Annotated in this window: 22 protein-coding genes; 8 read left to right on the forward strand and 14 right to left on the reverse strand. The window is 68.3% G+C overall.

The window, feature by feature from the left end; translation table 11 throughout:
* Window positions 1-35: 35 nt before the first annotated feature.
* Window positions 36-938, forward strand: a complete 903-nt coding sequence (locus GVL05_RS05535) for an arginase family protein (RefSeq protein ID WP_159571998.1) — start codon at window positions 36-38, stop codon at window positions 936-938.
* A 38-nt stretch (window positions 939-976) separates the two neighbouring features.
* Here the strand turns inward: GVL05_RS05535 and GVL05_RS05540 are convergent, their stop codons facing one another.
* The 3 genes from GVL05_RS05540 to GVL05_RS05550 are packed head-to-tail and all read right to left on the reverse strand — an operon-like array spanning window position 977 to window position 3,898.
* A complete protein-coding gene (locus GVL05_RS05540; protein ID WP_123338459.1) occupies window positions 977-1,927 on the reverse strand; it encodes a GlxA family transcriptional regulator in 951 nt (316 codons plus the stop codon).
* A gap of 10 nt (window positions 1,928-1,937) precedes the next feature.
* Window positions 1,938-3,110, reverse strand: coding sequence for an MFS transporter (locus GVL05_RS05545; RefSeq protein WP_159572001.1), 1,173 nt, complete (start codon window positions 3,108-3,110; stop codon window positions 1,938-1,940).
* On the reverse strand, window positions 3,107-3,898 hold the full coding sequence (locus tag GVL05_RS05550) for a class I SAM-dependent methyltransferase (RefSeq protein WP_123338457.1): 792 nt from the start codon (window positions 3,896-3,898) through the stop codon (window positions 3,107-3,109). The genes GVL05_RS05545 and GVL05_RS05550 overlap by 4 nt, the downstream gene beginning before the upstream one ends.
* A 161-nt stretch (window positions 3,899-4,059) precedes the next feature.
* On the opposite strand from GVL05_RS05550, the gene modA reads away from it, so the two are divergent.
* The gene (gene modA, locus GVL05_RS05555; protein ID WP_123338456.1) at window positions 4,060-4,863 is read left to right on the forward strand and encodes a molybdate ABC transporter substrate-binding protein; all 804 of its coding nucleotides are present in this window, start codon (window positions 4,060-4,062) and stop codon (window positions 4,861-4,863) included.
* Between the two features lie 51 nt (window positions 4,864-4,914).
* Here modA and GVL05_RS05560 read toward each other — a convergent pair whose 3' ends face one another.
* Window positions 4,915-5,136, reverse strand: a complete 222-nt coding sequence (locus tag GVL05_RS05560; RefSeq protein WP_123338455.1) for a hypothetical protein — start codon at window positions 5,134-5,136, stop codon at window positions 4,915-4,917.
* 126 nt (window positions 5,137-5,262) lie between these two features.
* On the opposite strand from GVL05_RS05560, the gene GVL05_RS05565 reads away from it, so the two are divergent.
* The gene (locus tag GVL05_RS05565; protein WP_235035865.1) at window positions 5,263-5,778 is read left to right on the forward strand and encodes a GNAT family N-acetyltransferase; all 516 of its coding nucleotides are present in this window, start codon (window positions 5,263-5,265) and stop codon (window positions 5,776-5,778) included.
* Between the two features lie 115 nt (window positions 5,779-5,893).
* On the opposite strand, the gene GVL05_RS05570 is transcribed toward GVL05_RS05565, so the two are convergent.
* Window positions 5,894-6,478 carry a recombinase family protein gene (locus GVL05_RS05570; RefSeq protein WP_123338453.1) on the reverse strand — a complete coding sequence of 195 codons (585 nt, stop codon included), beginning with the start codon at window positions 6,476-6,478 and terminating at the stop codon, window positions 5,894-5,896.
* Window positions 6,479-6,601: 123 nt separating this feature from the next.
* On the opposite strand from GVL05_RS05570, the gene GVL05_RS05575 reads away from it, so the two are divergent.
* Window positions 6,602-6,856 (forward strand): hypothetical protein, encoded by a 255-nt coding sequence (locus tag GVL05_RS05575; protein ID WP_148053760.1) that lies wholly within the window; start codon window positions 6,602-6,604, stop codon window positions 6,854-6,856.
* An 87-nt stretch (window positions 6,857-6,943) separates the two neighbouring features.
* Here GVL05_RS05575 and GVL05_RS05580 read toward each other — a convergent pair whose 3' ends face one another.
* Entirely contained in the window at window positions 6,944-7,486 is a 543-nt protein-coding gene (locus tag GVL05_RS05580; protein ID WP_159572007.1) for a VanZ family protein, read from the reverse strand.
* 113 nt (window positions 7,487-7,599) lie between these two features.
* Window positions 7,600-7,974, reverse strand: coding sequence for a hypothetical protein (locus GVL05_RS05585; RefSeq protein WP_159572012.1), 375 nt, complete (start codon window positions 7,972-7,974; stop codon window positions 7,600-7,602).
* A gap of 82 nt (window positions 7,975-8,056) precedes the next feature.
* Between GVL05_RS05585 and GVL05_RS05590 the strand changes: the two genes are divergently transcribed.
* Window positions 8,057-8,488 carry a hypothetical protein gene (locus GVL05_RS05590; RefSeq protein WP_159572015.1) on the forward strand — a complete coding sequence of 144 codons (432 nt, stop codon included), beginning with the start codon at window positions 8,057-8,059 and terminating at the stop codon, window positions 8,486-8,488.
* 130 nt (window positions 8,489-8,618) lie between these two features.
* Here GVL05_RS05590 and GVL05_RS05595 read toward each other — a convergent pair whose 3' ends face one another.
* From GVL05_RS05595 to GVL05_RS05605, 3 genes are read right to left on the reverse strand one after another with little or no spacing between them, the layout of a single operon-like run.
* Window positions 8,619-9,281, reverse strand: coding sequence for an ABC transporter ATP-binding protein (locus GVL05_RS05595; RefSeq protein ID WP_159572018.1), 663 nt, complete (start codon window positions 9,279-9,281; stop codon window positions 8,619-8,621).
* Window positions 9,278-10,570 carry a hypothetical protein gene (locus GVL05_RS05600; RefSeq protein ID WP_159572021.1) on the reverse strand — a complete coding sequence of 431 codons (1,293 nt, stop codon included), beginning with the start codon at window positions 10,568-10,570 and terminating at the stop codon, window positions 9,278-9,280. The genes GVL05_RS05595 and GVL05_RS05600 overlap by 4 nt, the downstream gene beginning before the upstream one ends.
* Window positions 10,558-10,848: a hypothetical protein gene (locus GVL05_RS05605; protein ID WP_159572024.1), complete on the reverse strand. Its 291-nt coding sequence runs from the start codon at window positions 10,846-10,848 to the stop codon at window positions 10,558-10,560. Before GVL05_RS05605 ends, GVL05_RS05600 begins: the two co-directional genes overlap by 13 nt.
* A gap of 327 nt (window positions 10,849-11,175) precedes the next feature.
* Between GVL05_RS05605 and GVL05_RS05610 the strand changes: the two genes are divergently transcribed.
* Window positions 11,176-11,889, forward strand: a complete 714-nt coding sequence (locus GVL05_RS05610; RefSeq protein ID WP_159572027.1) for a GAF and ANTAR domain-containing protein — start codon at window positions 11,176-11,178, stop codon at window positions 11,887-11,889.
* 77 nt (window positions 11,890-11,966) lie between these two features.
* Here GVL05_RS05610 and GVL05_RS05615 read toward each other — a convergent pair whose 3' ends face one another.
* From GVL05_RS05615 to GVL05_RS05625, 3 genes are all read right to left on the reverse strand, one after another.
* A complete protein-coding gene (locus GVL05_RS05615; RefSeq protein WP_159572030.1) occupies window positions 11,967-12,983 on the reverse strand; it encodes a carboxypeptidase-like regulatory domain-containing protein in 1,017 nt (338 codons plus the stop codon).
* Window positions 12,984-13,109: 126 nt separating this feature from the next.
* Entirely contained in the window at window positions 13,110-13,901 is a 792-nt protein-coding gene (locus GVL05_RS05620) for an NAD(P)-dependent oxidoreductase (protein WP_159572033.1), read from the reverse strand.
* Window positions 13,902-13,979: 78 nt separating this feature from the next.
* Window positions 13,980-14,369, reverse strand: a complete 390-nt coding sequence (locus GVL05_RS05625) for a MerR family transcriptional regulator (protein WP_123313571.1) — start codon at window positions 14,367-14,369, stop codon at window positions 13,980-13,982.
* 56 nt (window positions 14,370-14,425) lie between these two features.
* Between GVL05_RS05625 and GVL05_RS05630 the strand changes: the two genes are divergently transcribed.
* Window positions 14,426-15,196 (forward strand): NADPH-dependent F420 reductase, encoded by a 771-nt coding sequence (locus GVL05_RS05630; protein ID WP_159572036.1) that lies wholly within the window; start codon window positions 14,426-14,428, stop codon window positions 15,194-15,196.
* A 149-nt stretch (window positions 15,197-15,345) separates the two neighbouring features.
* A complete protein-coding gene (locus GVL05_RS05635; RefSeq protein ID WP_159572039.1) occupies window positions 15,346-16,389 on the forward strand; it encodes an alpha/beta hydrolase in 1,044 nt (347 codons plus the stop codon).
* Here the strand turns inward: GVL05_RS05635 and GVL05_RS05640 are convergent.
* Window positions 16,379-17,191: a DeoR/GlpR family DNA-binding transcription regulator gene (locus tag GVL05_RS05640; protein ID WP_132100917.1), complete on the reverse strand. Its 813-nt coding sequence runs from the start codon at window positions 17,189-17,191 to the stop codon at window positions 16,379-16,381. The genes GVL05_RS05635 and GVL05_RS05640 overlap by 11 nt on opposite strands.
* Between the last annotated feature and the right edge of the window lies 1 nt (window position 17,192).

A 17,192-nucleotide genomic window follows, 5' to 3' on the forward strand; every position in this document is an offset into this window, starting at 1 on the left:
AGGAGAAGCGGAGCCGTTCTGTCAGACTCGGTTGGATGATCGCGCTTGTCTCGGCCCCGACCAACCTCGGCCTGCGGCCACCAGAGCCGGGCGCAGTCCCCGGAGCGGCGAAAGCGCCCGAAGCGCTCCGCGAAGCCGGTCTCTACCGCCGGTTTGTAGAGCAGGGAGCGACCGACGCCGGCGTGGTCCTTCCTGGTCGGTACGTCGACGACGACGCGACCCGCACCCCAGGTGTTGTGCGAAACGAGGGCGCGATGATCGATCATGCGCGGCGGCTCGCGGACCGCATCGACGCGGTGCTGGCAACCGGTGCGGCGCCGCTGGTCATCGGCGGAGATTGCAGCGTGCTCCTCGGCGCCGGCCTCTCGATGAAGCGACGAGGCGGTGTCGGGCTGGTGCACGTGGACGGGCACACCGACTTCCGGCACCCTGGAAACAGCGACGAGTGCGCGAGCGTCGCGGGGGAGGACCTGGCCGCCGCAGTTGGGGCCCACTGGCCCGCCGTGTCTGACATCGACGGTGCCGGCCCGTACTTCGACCCCGCACGGACCGCCCATGTCGGCTGCCGCGACGACGACGCCGAATTGGCGGAGGTTCGCACCGTGGTCGGTGCGGTCGTCCCGACCTCTGAATGGCGCGGTCGCGGCACCGCTGCCGTCGTCGGCGTCCTGCGGGCGACAGCGGGTGCTGCTGGCTACTGGTTGCAGGTCGACGTCGACGTGCTCGACGCAACCGTGATGCCCGCCGTGGACAGTCCTGACCCGGGCGGCTGCACGCCGGACGAACTGATCGAGCTGCTTCGCGGGCTCGCACCTCGCGCTGTCGGTGCGTCGATCACGGTCTACGACCCGGACCTCGACCCGAAGGGCACCCACGCCCGCCTCTTGACGGACGTCCTCACGGTCAGCCTCGGCGACCTTGGAAGCGAGCTGCGGTAGCAACGTCCGGTAGCGGATCGCCTATCGAGATGGGCTTGTCACTCCTGGAACGCGGTTCGATAGGCGGTGGGGGAGGTGCCGATGATGCTGCCGAAGTGGCGTCGGAGGTTCGCGTCGGAGCGGAGCCCGGTCGCTTCGGCGATCTGGGTCATCGACAAGTCGGTGCGTTCGAGGAGTTCCCGGGCCCGGTCGATCCTGGCGCGAAGAACCCACTGCATCGGGGTAAGGCCGGTGTCGGCCGTGAATCGCCGGGAGAACGTTCGCGCGGACACGGTCGCTTGGCGAGCAAGCACCGCGAGGGACAGGTCATTGTCGAGGTGGTCGAGCGTCCAGGCTCGGGTGGCGGCGAAGGCGTCGCCGTGCGGCTCGGGGATGGTGCGCGGCACGTACTGGGCCTGACCACCGCTTCGGTAGGGCGCGCTGACGAGACGCCTGGCGACGTGGTTGGCGAGGGCGACGCCGTGGTCACGGCGGATGAGGTGGAGGCAGAGGTCGATGCCGCTGGCGGCGCCGGCGCTGGTGAGAACGTTGCCGGCGTCGACGAACAGCACGTGCTCGTCGACGTCGACGTCCGGGTATTGGTCGCGGAGCACGTCCGTGTAGTGCCAATGCGTCGTCGCGGCTTGCCCGTCGAGGAGGCCGGCGGCGGCGAGGGTGAACGCGCCTGTCGAGATCGCTGCGATCCGGGCACCGCGTTCGTGCGCTGCGCGGAGCGCTGCGATGACAGCTGGCGGTGTGGTGACCTCGGCGGGATTCCGGTAGCCGGGGACGAGGATGGTGTCGGCCCAGGTGAGGGTGTCGAGGTCGTGGCTGACGGCGTAGGCGAGGCCGTTCCACCCGTCCACGGTGCCGACCTGTTCGGCGCAGACGCGGACCTCGTAGGGCATGCTCGGCCGCTTCGCGAACACGTGTGCGGCGATGCCGACGTCGAGCGCTTTCGCTCCGTCGAGGACTAGGACCGCCACTCGGTGGTCGCGGTCGGTGCTCACGCCCCCGAACCTAGCGCGCTGCGGCGCGTGCACGGGTGGTGACCGCAGCGGCGGTGGCAAGCACGGTGAGCGCGATGATTGCCGCGGCGATGTACACGGCCCGGTACGGGTCGGGAAACGCGCCGAGGGCGGCGATGAGCAGGCCGGCGAGGACGGCTCCGGCGCGGCGGGTGTTGGTGAAGAGCCCCGATGCGAGTCCGGGGCTCGGGAACACGTCCTGGAACACGGTCAGACCGAGGCCGGCGACGGTCGCGAAGAACCAGGCGTTCAGCGGTTGCAGGACGAGGAGCTGCCACGGCTCATGGGCCAGCGCGACGAGGCCGTAGTACGCGACACCGCATACCCACCCGCCAGCGAGGAGGAGCCGGACGGAGCGGTGTTCCTGGAGTCGGCCGATGAGCAGCAGTGCGGGGATCTCGAGGAGGGCGGCAGCGCCGAGCGTGATGCCAGCCCAGATGATCGGAGCCTGGAGGTCGCGGGTGACGAACAGGGTCGAGATAGTGACGGTGGCGATGTTCGTCGCCTGCAGGAGCGTGAACGCGCCGACGACACCCCACCGGTTCCACCCGCGGAGCTGCACCAGCAGCCGTGGCCGAGGTGTGGTGTCATCGGTGCGAGTTGTCCCGCGTCGGCGGAGGAGCAGGAGCGCGGTGACGACGTTGACCAGGCCGATGACTGCGAGGAGTGCCAGCGCTGCCGGGGAGCCGGCTGCCCCGGTGACGAGGGTGGCCACGAGAGGGCCGATGACCCAGGCGAAAGACACGATCGCACGGGTCCGGATGACCTGCGCCGGTGGTGCGCCTTCATGGCGGAGCTGCGCGAACAGCAGCGTGGAGCCGACGCCGGGCGGCCCTCCGAGGATGACCAGCGCGAGTACGACGACCGGGAGCGACGTTGTGACGGCGAGGACCGTGACGAGAGCGACCCCGCCGAGCGCGCAGAACACCAGCGGCCGAAGGTAGTTCCGGCTCCGGTCCGCGAGAGTCGGGATGACCAGGGATGCGACGAACCCGCCGACGTTGTAGAGCCCCAGGACCCAACCGACCTCGGCCGGCGTCGCGGCGTAGAGCGTCACGAGGAGCACTGCGAGCAGCGGGTTCAGCACCGCGAACTGCAACGCCCAGAACCACGCAGCGACCAGCCACAGCGCCTTCCCCTGCCGCTGTACCGTTTCTGTCTTCACGGGTGGCCCACCACGAGGCGCAGCGACCCGTCGAACGTCGGCTGGGCGCGCAGGTGTCCGTGCTGGGCGTCCCACGCGACCGTGTCGAGGTCGGCCCGCAGCGCGCGCTCGAAGCGTGCCTCGACGTCCGGACCGACGAAGCTCCAGGCGGAGTTCGCGCGCCTGGCGCCGGGGTCGAGGAGCGCTTCGGGACGGCCGTAGTACGCCTCACTGAATCCGTCGACGCATTCGAGTGGGATCGGTACGGACGCCACGGTAACGGTTCCGCCGAGTCCTGCTCGGAGGTTGTCGATCGACGGGTATCGGCTGGCTTCCGTGGCGATGACCTCGAGTGCGTAGTCGTTGATCCACGACCGGGTGAGCGCGGACGGGTCGCAGGTGAGGATCACGACAGGCCCGCGGGTCACCCGGCGAACCTCGTGGAGCCCAGCCGGCAGGTCCCGCCACTGATGGACGGTGAACGACGCCAGGGCCGCGTCGAAGCTGTCATCACCGAACGGAAGGTCCTCCGCGGTCGCATCGACCGCGGGCACCGACCCTGCGGGGCGTTGCGCACGCATCGTGGCGCTCGGCTCTACAGCGGTCACGTCGAGGTCGGTCGGTTCGTAGGAGCCCGCACCAGCACCGACGTTCACGAGCGTTCGAGCATTGCCGAGCGCAGCCCGGATCGCCGCGGTGAACGCGGGCTCCGGACGCCGGTACTGCCCGTACCCGGCCCCGATCACGCCGTAGTTCGCATCGCCGGCACTGCCATCGGACCCGCTCGTCACTGAACGCTCATCTGTCATGACATCAGCCAACCGCCGAGCCCAAGGACGCCGCCAGCGGTAATCAGGACGACGGCCGTACAGATCACGCCAACCCATGACCACCGCGGCAACCGCATCTTCGTGTTGAATGGCAAAACATCGCCGCATTTGCGGCGCAACCTGTCGAACGGAACCCCGTCATGCCGCACCGCGCCACCCGCCTGCCGACCCTCCTGACCGCGGTTGCCGCGGCGTCGCTGCTGCTCACCTCGTGCTCCACCGGCAGCACGACGGCCAGCTCGTCATCGCCCTCTGCGTCGTCGACGCCCGCGACGGGCTCGATCACGGTGTTCGCGGCCGCGTCGTTGCAGCAGACGTTCACCGCGCTGGGGAAGCAGTACGAGGCCGCGCACCCGGGCGCAACGATCGAGTTCTCCTTCGCCGGCTCCAGCGACCTCGTGACGCAGATCCAGAACGGCGCACCGGCCGACGTCTTCGCGTCCGCGGACACGAAGAACATGGACAAGCTCGCCACCAGCGACCTCCAGGGCACACCGGAGGACTTCGCCAAGAACACGCTCGAAATCGCGGTCGCACCTGGCAACCCGAAGAAGATCACCGACTTCAAGGACCTCACCAACGCCGGCGTGCAGGTCGTCACGTGCGCCAGCCCCGTCCCCTGTGGCGCAGCGACGGAGAAGGTAGAGCAGGCCACCGGCATCACGTTGAAGCCTGTCAGCGAGGAACAGTCCGTCACCGACGTGCTCGGGAAGGTCAGCTCCGGGCAGGCCGACGCGGGCCTGGTCTACGTCACCGACGTCAAGGGCGCTGCCGGCAAGGTCGACGGTGTGACGTTCAAGGACGCCTCGTCCGCCGTCAACACGTACCCGATCGCAGTGCTGAAGGAGAGCAAGAACCCCGACCTCGCCGCGGAGTTCAGCGACTACGTCCGCTCCGACGCTGGACAGAAGGTGCTCCAGGCGGCCGGCTTCCAAGCTCCCTGAGCACCAGGTTTGCTTGTTCGGTGACCGATCCTCGAGCGGGCACCTGACGAGTCAGTGTCTGAGGAGTCCGACGACCAGCGTCACTGCTGCGATGAGGCTTCCGAGGAAGAATCCGCATCCGATGAACCGCGTCAGCTCCGGAGTGATCTGGCGTCCCCAGAACTCTCCTTCGACCTTCCGCGCAGAGCGTGTGATCGGGCCCGGGAAAAGCATGAGGGCACAGCCCCAGGCGATGCAGATCACCGCACCAACCGCAAGGAAGAGGACACCCACGTCCCTGACCGTACCGAATGACCGCCAAAGCTGAGTGCTCGGCGTTCCGACAAAGGATCGGCTGTCGGGCGGTCGGCGACGGCGCTTCCGTTGGTATCCGCTTGAATCACCCCGTAGCGTCGTCCTATGGATCAAGACGTGCTGGTGGTCGAAGCGGCCAGCGCCGCGGACATTCCTGCAGCTCAAGCGCTCATCGACGGTGCGAGGCAGTGGCTGCGCTCGCGTGGGATAGACCAGTGGCAAGACCCCGTGCCGGATGCTGTTCTACTCCGCGACGCCGAGCAGGGGAATCTCTTCGTCGTGCGTCAGCACCAGGTGATCGTGGCCATGGTCACCGTGTCCGACTCGGACTTCGAGACGTGGGGCATGGAGAGCAGCTCCGCTGTGTACGTGCACCGACTGGCCGTTGCGCAGACTCATCGTGGCAGCCGGCTCGGACAACGACTGCTGGTGTGGGCAGAACACAGAGCTACCGAGCGCGGGGCGGCCCTCGTACGGCTCGACTGTGCGACGGACAACCCGGGCTTGCGGCGCTTCTACGAACAGCAAGGGTTCCGGCACGTTCGCGACGTGACGGTGACAGCCCTCGAGGGCGGGCGGCAGCTCGCGTCCAGCCTCTACGAACACGAGCTGGTCCGGTAGCCGGTCGTTCCACGGACGTGCTTGCTCGAAGCCGCCAGGCCGGGACCCTCGATGGTTCTGGTCCCGGGTGAGGCTCCGCTCTCGGACGCCTACGTCTGAGAGCGGAGCTGAGGATTTAGCGGGTGGGGTGTGCTTGTCGGTTGACGCAGCGGTAGACGGTTGCGCGTCCGATGCCGAACAGCTCGGCGAGTTCGGCGACCGAGTGCGTGCCAGCTTCGTGGACCTCGAGGAGGTGGCGTTGTTGCGCGGGGCTGAGTTTGGGTTGCCGGCCGCGGAGGTGGCCTTTCGCTTTCGCGATCTGCATTCCTTCGCGCGTTCGGGCGCGGATGAGGTCGGACTCGAACTCGGCCACCATCGCGAGGACGTTGAACAGCAGCCGGCCGACGGGGTCGTTCGGGTCGTGGACGGAGCCGCCGATGTTGAGCTTGACGTTCTTGGCGGTGAGTTCGTCGACGATGTCCTTCGCGTCGCGGAGGCTTCGTGCGAGCCGGTCGAGCTTGGCGATGACGAGTGTGTCCCCGTCACGACAGGAGGCAAGCGCTTCGCGCAGCCCTGGTCGTGATCTGTTCGTGCCAGTCAGGCCATGATCGGTGTGGATGTTGGGCGGGAGGACTCCAAGCCGTTCCAGCGCGACGCGCTGGGCGGTGAGGTCCTGTTCGTAGGTTGAGACGCGGGCGTACCCGATGAGTAGAGCGTTCATGGCGCGAGGATCCGCCGACTTCCCGAATCCGACTCGTCTCGCAACGGGATCGGCTCCCGAGACCCACGTCCTTCGACCAACCGTGGGCCGCCCGGCTCCCGCTCGCGGACGTACCATCGAGGCGTGAAGTGGTTGGTAGGACTCTCCGCGATCCTGGGGCTTCCGTTCCTCGGACTCGCCGGGGTCGCGATCGCCCTCATCGCTTCTGCCCACGGAGACGTGGGCCGCATTCTCGAGGGATGCCTCTTCGCTGCTGGTGCTGCAGTGTGCGCCACGGTGATGGGCCTTGCGCAACGGGCAGGGGCCAATCGCCGGGCGGACGAAGCCATCGCTCGCAGTGCTCGCTGGGATGCCCACGAAGATCATCGCGAAGGATGACGTGGGGCACGACCTTGTCCGACAGGGATCCGCAAGTGCACGGCGCTCCGCAGCTCAAGCGGTGCGTGCTGCCCCGGCGGTCGAGCGTCAGCGGAACCGGTTCACGAGCGCGGCGACGATCGGGACACGTGTCAGCAACACGATGATCGCGTAGCCGATGACTCCACCGAGGGTGTTCCAGATGAAGTCGTTGACGTCAGCGACGTGACCACCGGAGAACAGCTTCTGCGCGGCGAGTTGCAGGAGCTCGATCGTCAGGCTGACGGCCGCGGAGGTGAGCAGCGCCTTCCACCACCGCGGACGCCGCATGAGGAGCTGCAGGAGGACGCCCAGAGGCACGAACACCGCCACGTTGGTGAGCGCGTCCGCGAGCTCGTAGTCGTGGAACGGGATCAGCGCTAGCGCCGGTGCCCACGGCTCGTCGCGCGAGGTCGGGTGAAGGAAGATCGGGAAGACCGTGTTCGCGAGGATCCCCGCGGCATAGACGGCGATCGCGGCGGCGACGGCAACACGCGGCCACGTGAAGCGCCGTCCCCTGAGCAGGAGCGCCAGCTGGACGACGAACACGACGACACCGAAGGGAACGGCAACCGGCAGGACGGGGACTTCGCCGAACGGGTTGGAAGACATTCGGAGAAGCCTAGTGACGCTGAGCTGCTGCGGAGGACCAACGAGCGTCGACCGCCGTGATTGCTCCGTTTCGCCATTCGCCAGGACGCCGATCCGACTCGGTGCGAGCAGGACTACAACGGGGTCGCGATCTCGAGGATGGCAATCGACAATCCCGTCAACGCAGCCACCACTCCGAGTGCAGCGAGCGGGAACCACATGCCGAGACGGCCATTGCCGTACCGGCGGAGGCCCAGGAAAGCGCCGACGCCCACCGCGGCAATGCCTCCGAAGAACGAAAGGCTCGTGCTGCTGAACCAGGGTGCGTCCGAGCACCCCGTGCGTGGAGGTGTTGAGCAGAGCCCGTAGGCGTACAGGTTCTCGTTGAACACGTAGCCGGCTGAGATGACCACGGCGATGATCCCGACAACGATGAGAGCCCAGATGATGACCAGGTCGGCTCGACCAGCGTGCTCTCTCCAGGGTGTTCTTGCGAGGCGTGCCTTCATTCGATTCTCTCGATCGACGCTTCTCCGCGAGCGAATTCCGCGAACCGAAGCCGAGCCGAGCGTAGCGCCCTGGTCGGCTCCCGTGAGCTGGTCCTCTTGCGCATGCTCGGTTCGTAGCCAGAATGAGTTCGTGCAGATCGAAGAAGTGGACGAGCGGCACTACGGCGCCGAAGGCGAGCGCGACACCTTCGTCGTGCACTTCTTCCATGCGCCGAGCGGTGAGATGGTCGCGCCCGACTGGGACGCCACGAGTTGGTCGGTCAGTGTGATCCGCGTCACCGACGCGACGTACCGCGCGGCGTTCGCAGAAGCTCGGCGGATTGCTGCTGGCGAGACGTCGCCGACGCTGTTCTCGGTGTCCCTCGAGACCGCGGAGCCGAATGGCCCGGGAATCCTGCGACTGTTCGGGACCGACCTCAACATGGAGGGCCTCGAGCTCGACCTCGATTCGCACGCGGCGAAACGGGAGATGTTCGCCGAGTTCTTCAGCCGCGACCGTACTGCGCACGCGTGATCGGGGATCTGGAGCGCAACCACTGACGGACGGGAGGCCCGATGCCAGCTGGCACCGTCCCTCCAGGCACGGCCGTCGCCCCGCTGGCGCGGTGCGCCGGTACCGGCTGGTGGGGCCCACCTCCCGTCCGTCACGTGCCGCGCGCGAGGAGCTGCTCGTGTTGGAGCTGGAGTTGCCGTCCGCATCGCTGTGCGACGCGCTCACTGTGGGTGACGATCACGAACTTGGTTCCCGCTTGCTGCAGCCGGTCGAAGAGGGCGAGCACGTCGTCTTCGGTCGTCTCGTCCAGTGCGCCGGTGGGCTCGTCGGCGAGGACGACGGCTGGGCGCTTTGCGATGGCTCGAGCGATCGCGACGCGCTGCGCTTCTCCTCCCGAGAGTCGCCGTTGGCGCTTGACGGCAAGGTGACTGATGCCGACCGCCTCGAGGGCGTCATGTGCTCGGGCGGCCGAGCCGGCACGAGCAGGAACGCCGAGCCGGACGTTGTCGAGCACGCTGCGGTCGCCGAGCAGGTTGTGATCCTGGGTGACGATGCCGATGTGTCGGAGTCGGTGCGCCGCCATCCTGCGTGCGGTCCGCTCGAGCACGTGCCCGTCGTGCTCGTAGGTCCCGCCGAAGTCGGTGTCGAGGCCGGCGAGGATCCGGAGCAGCGTGCCCTTGCCGGATCCGCTCCGCCCGGTGATGGCTACTGACCGATCGTCGTCGCGAAGGTCGAAATCGAGTCGGTCGAACAGTGTTCGGGTCGATCCGTCGGGCTCGGTGATCGTCTTCGAGACGTCGCGCAGCGCGATCATCGTGGGGTACCTCTTCGGCGTTGGGTGGTCAGTTCGATGCGGACGGCTCCTCGGCTGACCGCGCCGTCCACCACGCACCAGAGCAGGAGGATGGTGCCGGCGCCGAATCGAGCCGTCGCGCTGTCGTTGGGGAGCACCGCGCTGGTCGCGAGGAACAGCCCGAACGCGGCGGCGTACTCGGTGAGGCGGCTTGCGCGGAACAGCCGGTTCGTGCGGTTCGGGCTCTTCCCGAGGAGATGGTGCACCCGCGCGACTGGCGCTCGACGGTGATGGAGAAGTCGGTCGAGGAACGCCGTGATGATGCCCACGCCCGCGGTGAGCACGACGAGCAGCGCGGTGACGAGCACCATGTTGTCCTGGATGAGCTGGCGGACGAGGGAGAGCTGCACGAGGTAGGTCGGCACTCCGAGCAACGTGCACGACCCGAAGCCGGTGTCGTCTCCGATCTCGTCGAGTCGCGCGACGACGCCACCGAAATCGAGGCTGCGATCGACGGCGAGGTCGGCGTTCAGTACCTGGAACACCAGGCGTCCGAACAGCTCGGGATCCAACCGGTCGAGTGCTGCTCGGTCGAGTCCGGCGAGTGTCGGCGGGTAGGGCACGATCACGGTGTCATCGAGGTAGTGGTTGGCCTCACCGCGGAAGTACATGGCGCTGTCCGGTTCGAGGAAACCGACGACCTCGAGCTCCTGCTCCTGCAGGATGACCGAGCCGGTGAGTCGCTGTCCGAGCTCGTACACGCCGCGGTACTCGTTGCCGAGCAGCACGGGGATCCGGCCGGAAGCCCAGTCGACGGCGTCCCAATCGATCGGCTTGCCGTCCTGCACGGAGAGCCCCGCGAACTCGAACGCGGTCTCGTTGAGCTGGATGGACTTGATGTCCTGAACACTCCGCCCCGATTCGTCCTGGTACTTCCCGTTGAGCGTGTACTCGGTCCCGTAGCCGACGTCGAAGCGATCGTCGCCGCGGAAGTCCTGGACGGTGACGGGTTGGTCGTACGAGGAGATGAACCTGAATCCGGGCTCGTCATCGATGCGGTCGACGAACGAGGCGACTGCGTCGAGTGCGCGCTCGTCTCGCCGAATCGCTTCGAAAGCCTCCGGGTCGAGATCGTCGATCACCGTGTAGAGGTCGGCATCGGCAACAGTGGACAGGCCCTGGGTCACGGCCTGCGACGTGGACTGGGTGAACGACGCCACGTTGTACCAGCAGAGTGCGAGCAGCACGATCAGGACGATCTTGGCGACGATGATCGTCCAGTTGGACCGAAGGTCGTTCAGCAGTTCCATCGACGGCTTCCCTGCCAGAACGAAGCGACGGACACGGCAAACACGACGCTTCCGACCGCGATGACTGCGGTGGTGACGTCGAGGTCGAGGGTGGTGGTTTGCCTGACGACCGCCGCGCCCGCGAGGGCGGTCGTACAGCGGGCGGTGCCGATCAGAGCGACTCTGGCGGCCGCGCTGCGAAGGGTGTTCAGCGGTCGGAACCCGGTGGTGAAGCGGACGGCGGCGGTGCGGAGTTCCCATCGTCCAGCCTGAAGACCTGCGACCACGGCGATGAGCATGATGACGAGCGCGCCGAGCGCGACCAGGACCGGTGACACGGCGTCGACGTTCGTCCTGCGGTTCGTGCCGTCGTCGATGATCTCAACGACTCGTACACACGGATGCTCGCGAGCGACGTCCGGTACCGGTTCGTCCTCGACGCCAGCACGATCTGACGCCCAGTCGGCCGTTCGCACCCGGGTCGGTGATCTGGACGAGTCCCCAGCGGGGAGTCGTTGCGCCAGGCGTGTTCGCATCCCCGGGCCGTAGTGTGGCGGCACGCGGTCTTCGACTGCTGGAGCAGGGCACGACCGGCCACTTCTGATCACAGCATCTGGAGTGACCCCGTGGGCGCCGACCGCGAACGACGACTGTTGCAGACGATCATCGCGCTGGTCGGCAGCGCCACCAGCTCAGAGGACCTCACCGGGCGCCTGCAGCACCTGGTGGACGAGTCGGCGGCGTTGTTCGACGTCCACGCTGCCGGGCTGATGCTGTTCGGCTCGGATCACCGGTTGCAGATCACCGCCTCGGTGGGGCACCACAGCGGACTGCTCGAGCTCCTGCAGCTCGAAGTCGGCGACGGGCCCTGTCTCGAGGCAGCGCGGACGGGGAGCGTGGTCTCGATCCCCGACGTCCGAGTGGCCGAGCCGCGATGGCCGCACTTCTGCCGGGCCGCGGCTGACGCCGGGTACACGGCTGTCCACTCGATCCCGCTGCGGCTCCGGACGACCGTCATCGGATCGCTCAACCTGTTCGGCGAGTCCGCCGGCGCGTTCGACGAGGACGACCTCGTCGCCGCCCGAGCGCTCGCCGACATCGCAGCGATCTCGCTCCTGCAGCAGCGCTCCATCGACGACGCGGTGACGACGCAGGGGCAGCTGCAAGCAGCGCTCGACAGCCGCACGGTGATCGAGCAGGCGAAGGGGTGGATCGCGAACCGCAACGGGGTGGACCTCGCGACCGCGTTCTCCCTGCTGCGCGACCACGCGCGGCGGAACCAGCTCCCGCTCGCCGAGGTCGCCCTCGCCGTCCTCGCCGGACGGACCACCCTCGGCTAGTCGTACTCGGCCACGCGCCCGGCGTCGCCGGCTCCGCTCGTTTCCGCTTCGGTCACCCCGGAGCGTCGCCATGCGGATCAAGACGTGGCTGCGGTCGAAGCTGCCACGGCCACGGACGTTTCGGGCACCGCCCCACCCCAGCCGTTGAACCCTCCGAACACGACCTTCACCGGGACGGCCTGCGCCCGGCCGGCCACGTACCGGTACACGCCGCCGGGGCGTCCGAGCCACAGCACACGCGCCGGCGTCGCGGTCGTCGCCACTGTCCGGAGCTCGACCACGTACTGCCCGGAGGGGATCTGGAACTGCGCCGTCTGCTCGCTGTCGAGCAGCGTCGAGAACCGGGTCGAGAACGACGCCCCGGTCGTCGTGTCCGTCACCGTGACGCTCGCGCCACTGAGCTGCGCCGAGGGGGCGCGGGACGAAGTCGCCGCGTAGACGACCAGGTCGTAGTCGCTGTGCGCGTAGTGCCTCGACAACGTCACCTGCGAAGCAGGGACGGGCCCACGCTGCTGGTACACCCGGGTCTTCCAGACTGCGGGCGACGCCGTTCCGCTGGCGTACGCCTCGATGCGGTACTTCCCGGTGCTCAACCCGACGAACCGGTACTGGCCCGTGTCGTCCGAAGTCGTCCGGAACACCTGCGAGGTGTCCTCGTTCCAGGCGTACATCAGGCGCCCAGCGGCGGGCCCCGTGGGGCCGACCACACCGCCCTGCACGGTGGCACCGATCACGAGCGGCACGGTGACGGCGACCGTCGCACCGCCGCGGACGGCGATGTCCGAGCGGAGTCCGGGTGCGTAGGTCGCCGCTCCGTGCGGCGGGAGCTGCCGCGTCGTCACCGTGACCGTGTCCGGCGCGGGGATGCCGGTGAACGTCGCGGTGCCGTCGGCATCGGTGGTGGCGTTCCCGACGACGGCGTCGATGCCGATCGCCGCGAGCTCGACGTCCGCCAGCCGGATCGCGGTGCCGTCCGGCGCTGCGAGCTGCACGGTGATCGTTCCCGACCCGGCCGCGGCCGCTGGCGGCGCCAGGCCGACCATCGCGGCTGCGGCAAGCACCACGACCAGTGCCGTCCCCGTGATCAGTCGCATCGCGTTCCCCGCTCACCAGTCGTACCTTGCGGGGGACTGTACGCGTCGGGCGGGCGGTGGGGAGGGCTCGTCCGGTGGTCGCCGCGCCCGGGCGTGGCCTCGGGAGCAAGCCCGGGCGACGATCGCCTACCGGCGCATCCGGTCTGTCGAGTACTCGGGGGTGGCGTACCTCCCACCTTGCGGCACGTCCGGGTCGATGAGCTCCCGCGTGCTCCATGCGGCCGCGTCGTCCTGCGGGAAGAAACCGACGGCTTCCCCGGACTGGAGGTCCCACCAGCCATCGGTGTTCGCGGAGACGGCGTAGAACACTGCGGTGTGTTCGGTCGTCGTCATCGCTGCGACGAAGGCGCGGATCGCGTCCGAGGGGCTGAGCCACGTCCGCTGCTCTCGAGCGGACGACGGCTGCTCCTCGTAACTGCCGATGCGCAACGTGATGGTGCTCATCCCGAACTTGTCCGCGTACAGCCGACAGAGCGCTTCCCCCGCCGCCTTCGACACCCCGTAGAAACCGTCAGGTCGCGGCGGCATGTCGGGCGTCACGTGGTCACCCGCGGTGTACGAGCCCGTCAAGCGATTGCTGCTCGCGTACACGACCCGGCGTACCCCGGCCCGCCGGGCGGCTTCGAGCACGTGGTAGGTCCCGAGGATGTTGGCCTCGGCCAGGTCGTGGAAGTCGGCCTCGTCGGCGATGCCACCGAGATGGACCACTCCGTCTGCTCCGGCGAAGAGCTCCACCAGGTTCTCCAGGTCGGCGAGGTCGACCTCTGCGACGGACTCGTGTGGGGCGCTGGAGGTGATCGGACGAATGTCGGTGGAGACGAGGACCGCGTGACGCTCCAACAGTGCCGACCGGAGTGCAGACCCGATGTTCCCGGCAGCACCGGTGATGACCCAACGGCTTCCGGCGATGCTCGACATCGTGCGATCGTACTGGCCGAACTGCCTGGCGAAGTCCTGACGACGGACCGTCAGTCCGGCCCGGAACGGCGAACCGGACTAGCTCGCCCGGGTCTCCGGTGACTGGATGCCGGCGAGTTCGAGGGCCCGGAGGTAGCTGGTGATGGCGTCCCGGTTGTGCACCAGGAAGTCGATCTTCTCGGTCATCCGGTCGCGTTCGGTCTCGAGCAGGGCGAACAACCCGGGCTCGGCGTTCTCGACGACGATCGTCTGGGGTTGCCCGAGGCAGGGGAGGATGTCCGAAACGATGCGTGTGGGGATGCCCGCGTCGATCAGGCCCTTGATCTTGCCCACGCGATCGATCAAGTACTCGTCGTACTCCCGGTACCCGTTGTCCAGACGCCTCGGAGTGATCAGTCCCTGCTCCTCGTAGTAGCGGAGCATGCGAGACGGCACGCCCGTTCGCTTCGACAGCTCTCCGATGCGCACGCGTCCTCCTCGGGCGATTTGACCTTCACACTAATGAGAAGGTTGATCCTAGTGGGATGTCTGTTGCAGAAGAAGACCACCTGACGATCGGGATCATCGGTGCAGGGTCGATCGGCTCCACCATCGCCCGACGCCTGAGCCGGCAGGGTCACGACGTGATGATCGCCAACTCGCGCGGCCCCGAGACGATCGACGAGGCAGCGCTGCGTACCGGAGCCAGGGCAGTCGCCGCGGCCGAAGTCGCGCATGGAGTCGACGTCCTGATCGTCTCGGTCCCGATGAACCGCAACGCCGACATCGCCGAGTACGTCCGATCCGCTCCGGAAGGCGCAGTCGTCATCGACACCTCGAACTACTACCCGATGCGCGACGGTTCGGTGCGCGCCTTCGAGGAGGGCGTTCCCGAGAGCGTGTGGCTGTCGGAACTGTTCGGACGCCCCGTCGTGAAGGCGTGGAACGCGATCACCTCGCAGTCCTTCGATGCGAAGGCCTCCGAGCCCGGCGACCCGCTTCGCGTGGCGATCCCCGTGGCGGCCGACCGCGACGCCGATCGTGCCCTCGCGATGCAGCTGGTGGAGCAGACCGGCTTCGACGCCGTCGACGCCGGCGTCCTCGCCGAGTCGTGGCGTCAGCAGCCTGGTTCCCCCGTCTACTGCACCGACCGCACGCGCGCCGAGATGCCGGACTGGCTCGCCGCCGCCGAGAAGGAGCGCGTGCCGAAGCGCCGCGACCTGGCGATGGAGGTCATCGGCGACTACGTCCGAGGCGGCGGTGACGCCACGGAGGGGCGATTCCTCGTGGCGATCAACCGCGCGTCCTACAGCTGACGCCCGCTTCCGTGTACAGCGGTGTGCGACCCGTGGTGTCGTGTGCACTACTGTCGTCGGCAGAGGGAAAAAGCCCGCGCTGCTCCGGCAGGCGGGACCGCACACGCGTCTCACGGGAGTCGCCACTTCTTCATCGAAGGAGTGTGCCCGTGTCCGACCCCATCGCCCGCCCGCCGTTTGACCCCGAACTCGCGACCTTCCTGACGGCGCTCGAGGCCCGTGGTCCGTTCACCATCACCGCAGAGATGCTGCCCCGTATGCGACAGCTCGACGTGCCCGAGGACGTCCTCGACGAGCGCCTGCGGTCCCGCGGGTACCAGCGGCGGAACGTCACGGTTCCGGGGTACCTCGGTGAGCCCATCGACCTCGCGATCATCGACCGCGTCGAGCGCACCGGTGCGACCGGTGCGACCGGTGCGACCGCGGCCGTCTACTCGATCCACGGCGGGGGCATGGTGTTCGGCCACCACCTCGGGAACCTCGACTCGTTCGACGACTGGCTGCTCGACCACGACGTGGTCCTCGTCAGCGTCGACTACCGCCTCGCACCCGAGTACCCCGATCCGTACCCGGTGGAGGACTGCTACGCCGGTCTCGTCTGGGTGGCGGCGCACGCGGACGAGCTCGGCATCGACCCGGCGCGGATCGTCATCGCGGGGCAGAGCGCCGGCGGCGGACTCGCGGTGGGGACGGCCCTGCTCGCCCGTGACCGGCAGGGTCCCGACCTGATGGCGCAGATCCTCGTGTCACCCATGCTCGACGACCGTGACGAGACGGTCTCGACCCAGCAGATCGACGGCGTCGGGGTCGCCGACCGCCAGATGAACCGCTTCGCGTGGGACGCGTACCTCGGCCCACGCCGTGCCACCCCTGACGTCTCCGAGTACGCCGCTCCGGCTCGTGCCGCAGACCTGTCGGCGCTGCCGCGCACCTACATCGACTGCGGCAGTGCTGAGGTCTTCCGCGACGAGGACGTCGCCTTCGCGAGCCGCCTCTGGGCAGCGGGGGTCGACGCGGAGCTCCACGTCTGGCCCGGTGCCTTCCACGGGTTCACGAGCATGGTGCCCGACGCCGCGATCTCGAGGACCGCGACCGCGGCCCTGGCGGACTGGACCCGACGGCTGCTCGGCGATCCTTCCCGGGACGACAGAGGCCGACACCTCCGGATGTGCCTCGACCGTGTCAGCGGCTGACGGTGACGCGTTCGACGGAGGTTCCGCCACCACCGTCGGCCTCGATGGACGCGGCATCGCGGAGCGGGAGGCCGTCGTCGGTGATGATCGTCGACAACTCGTCGAGTCCGAGGACCCGGTACCGGCCGAACGTGCCGTACTTCGAGCTCGTCGCGACGAGCACGGTGGAACCGGCCGCGCGCGCCGCCGCCTTCTTCGGCTCGACCTTCGACTCGGACGGGATGGTGATCCCGCGACGGAGGTCCCACGAGCTGGTGCTCAGGAACGCGACGTCGATCGAGAGCTCTGCGAGCACGATCGAGGGGAGCCGTCCGACGGTGGACTGGTTCTGCTTGTCGAGGCGTCCGCCGACGACGATGACCTCGATCGTGGGGTGGTCGAGGTACGACGACGCGATGACGAGGTCGTTCGTCACGACGGTCAGGTCGTGCAGGTGGTCGAGGTAGGGCCGCATCGCCTGGATGGTCGTCCCGGCGTCGAGGTAGACCGTCATGGACTCGTGGACGAGCTGCGCGGCCCTGGCAGCGATCGCGTCCTTCTCGCGGACCTCGGTCGTGGACTTCTCGATCCGTGGCGGCTCGCTCGCGACCCGTGCGACGCTCTTCGCGCCGCCCTGGGTCGCGATCACCCGGCCCTGTTCCTCGAGTTCGGCGATGTCCCGCCGGATGGTCATGTGGCTGACCCCGAGGAGACCGGCGAGCTGGCGGTAGCTCAGGACGGAGTCCTGCCGGAGGTGGCGCACGATCAGGTCGCGCCGTTGCTCGGGGATGAGCGGCGGTTCGGACGTCTGCGGCTCGCTCACA

It is taken from the genome of Curtobacterium sp. 18060, assembly GCF_902706105.1.
GTDB lineage: Bacteria > Actinomycetota > Actinomycetes > Actinomycetales > Microbacteriaceae > Curtobacterium.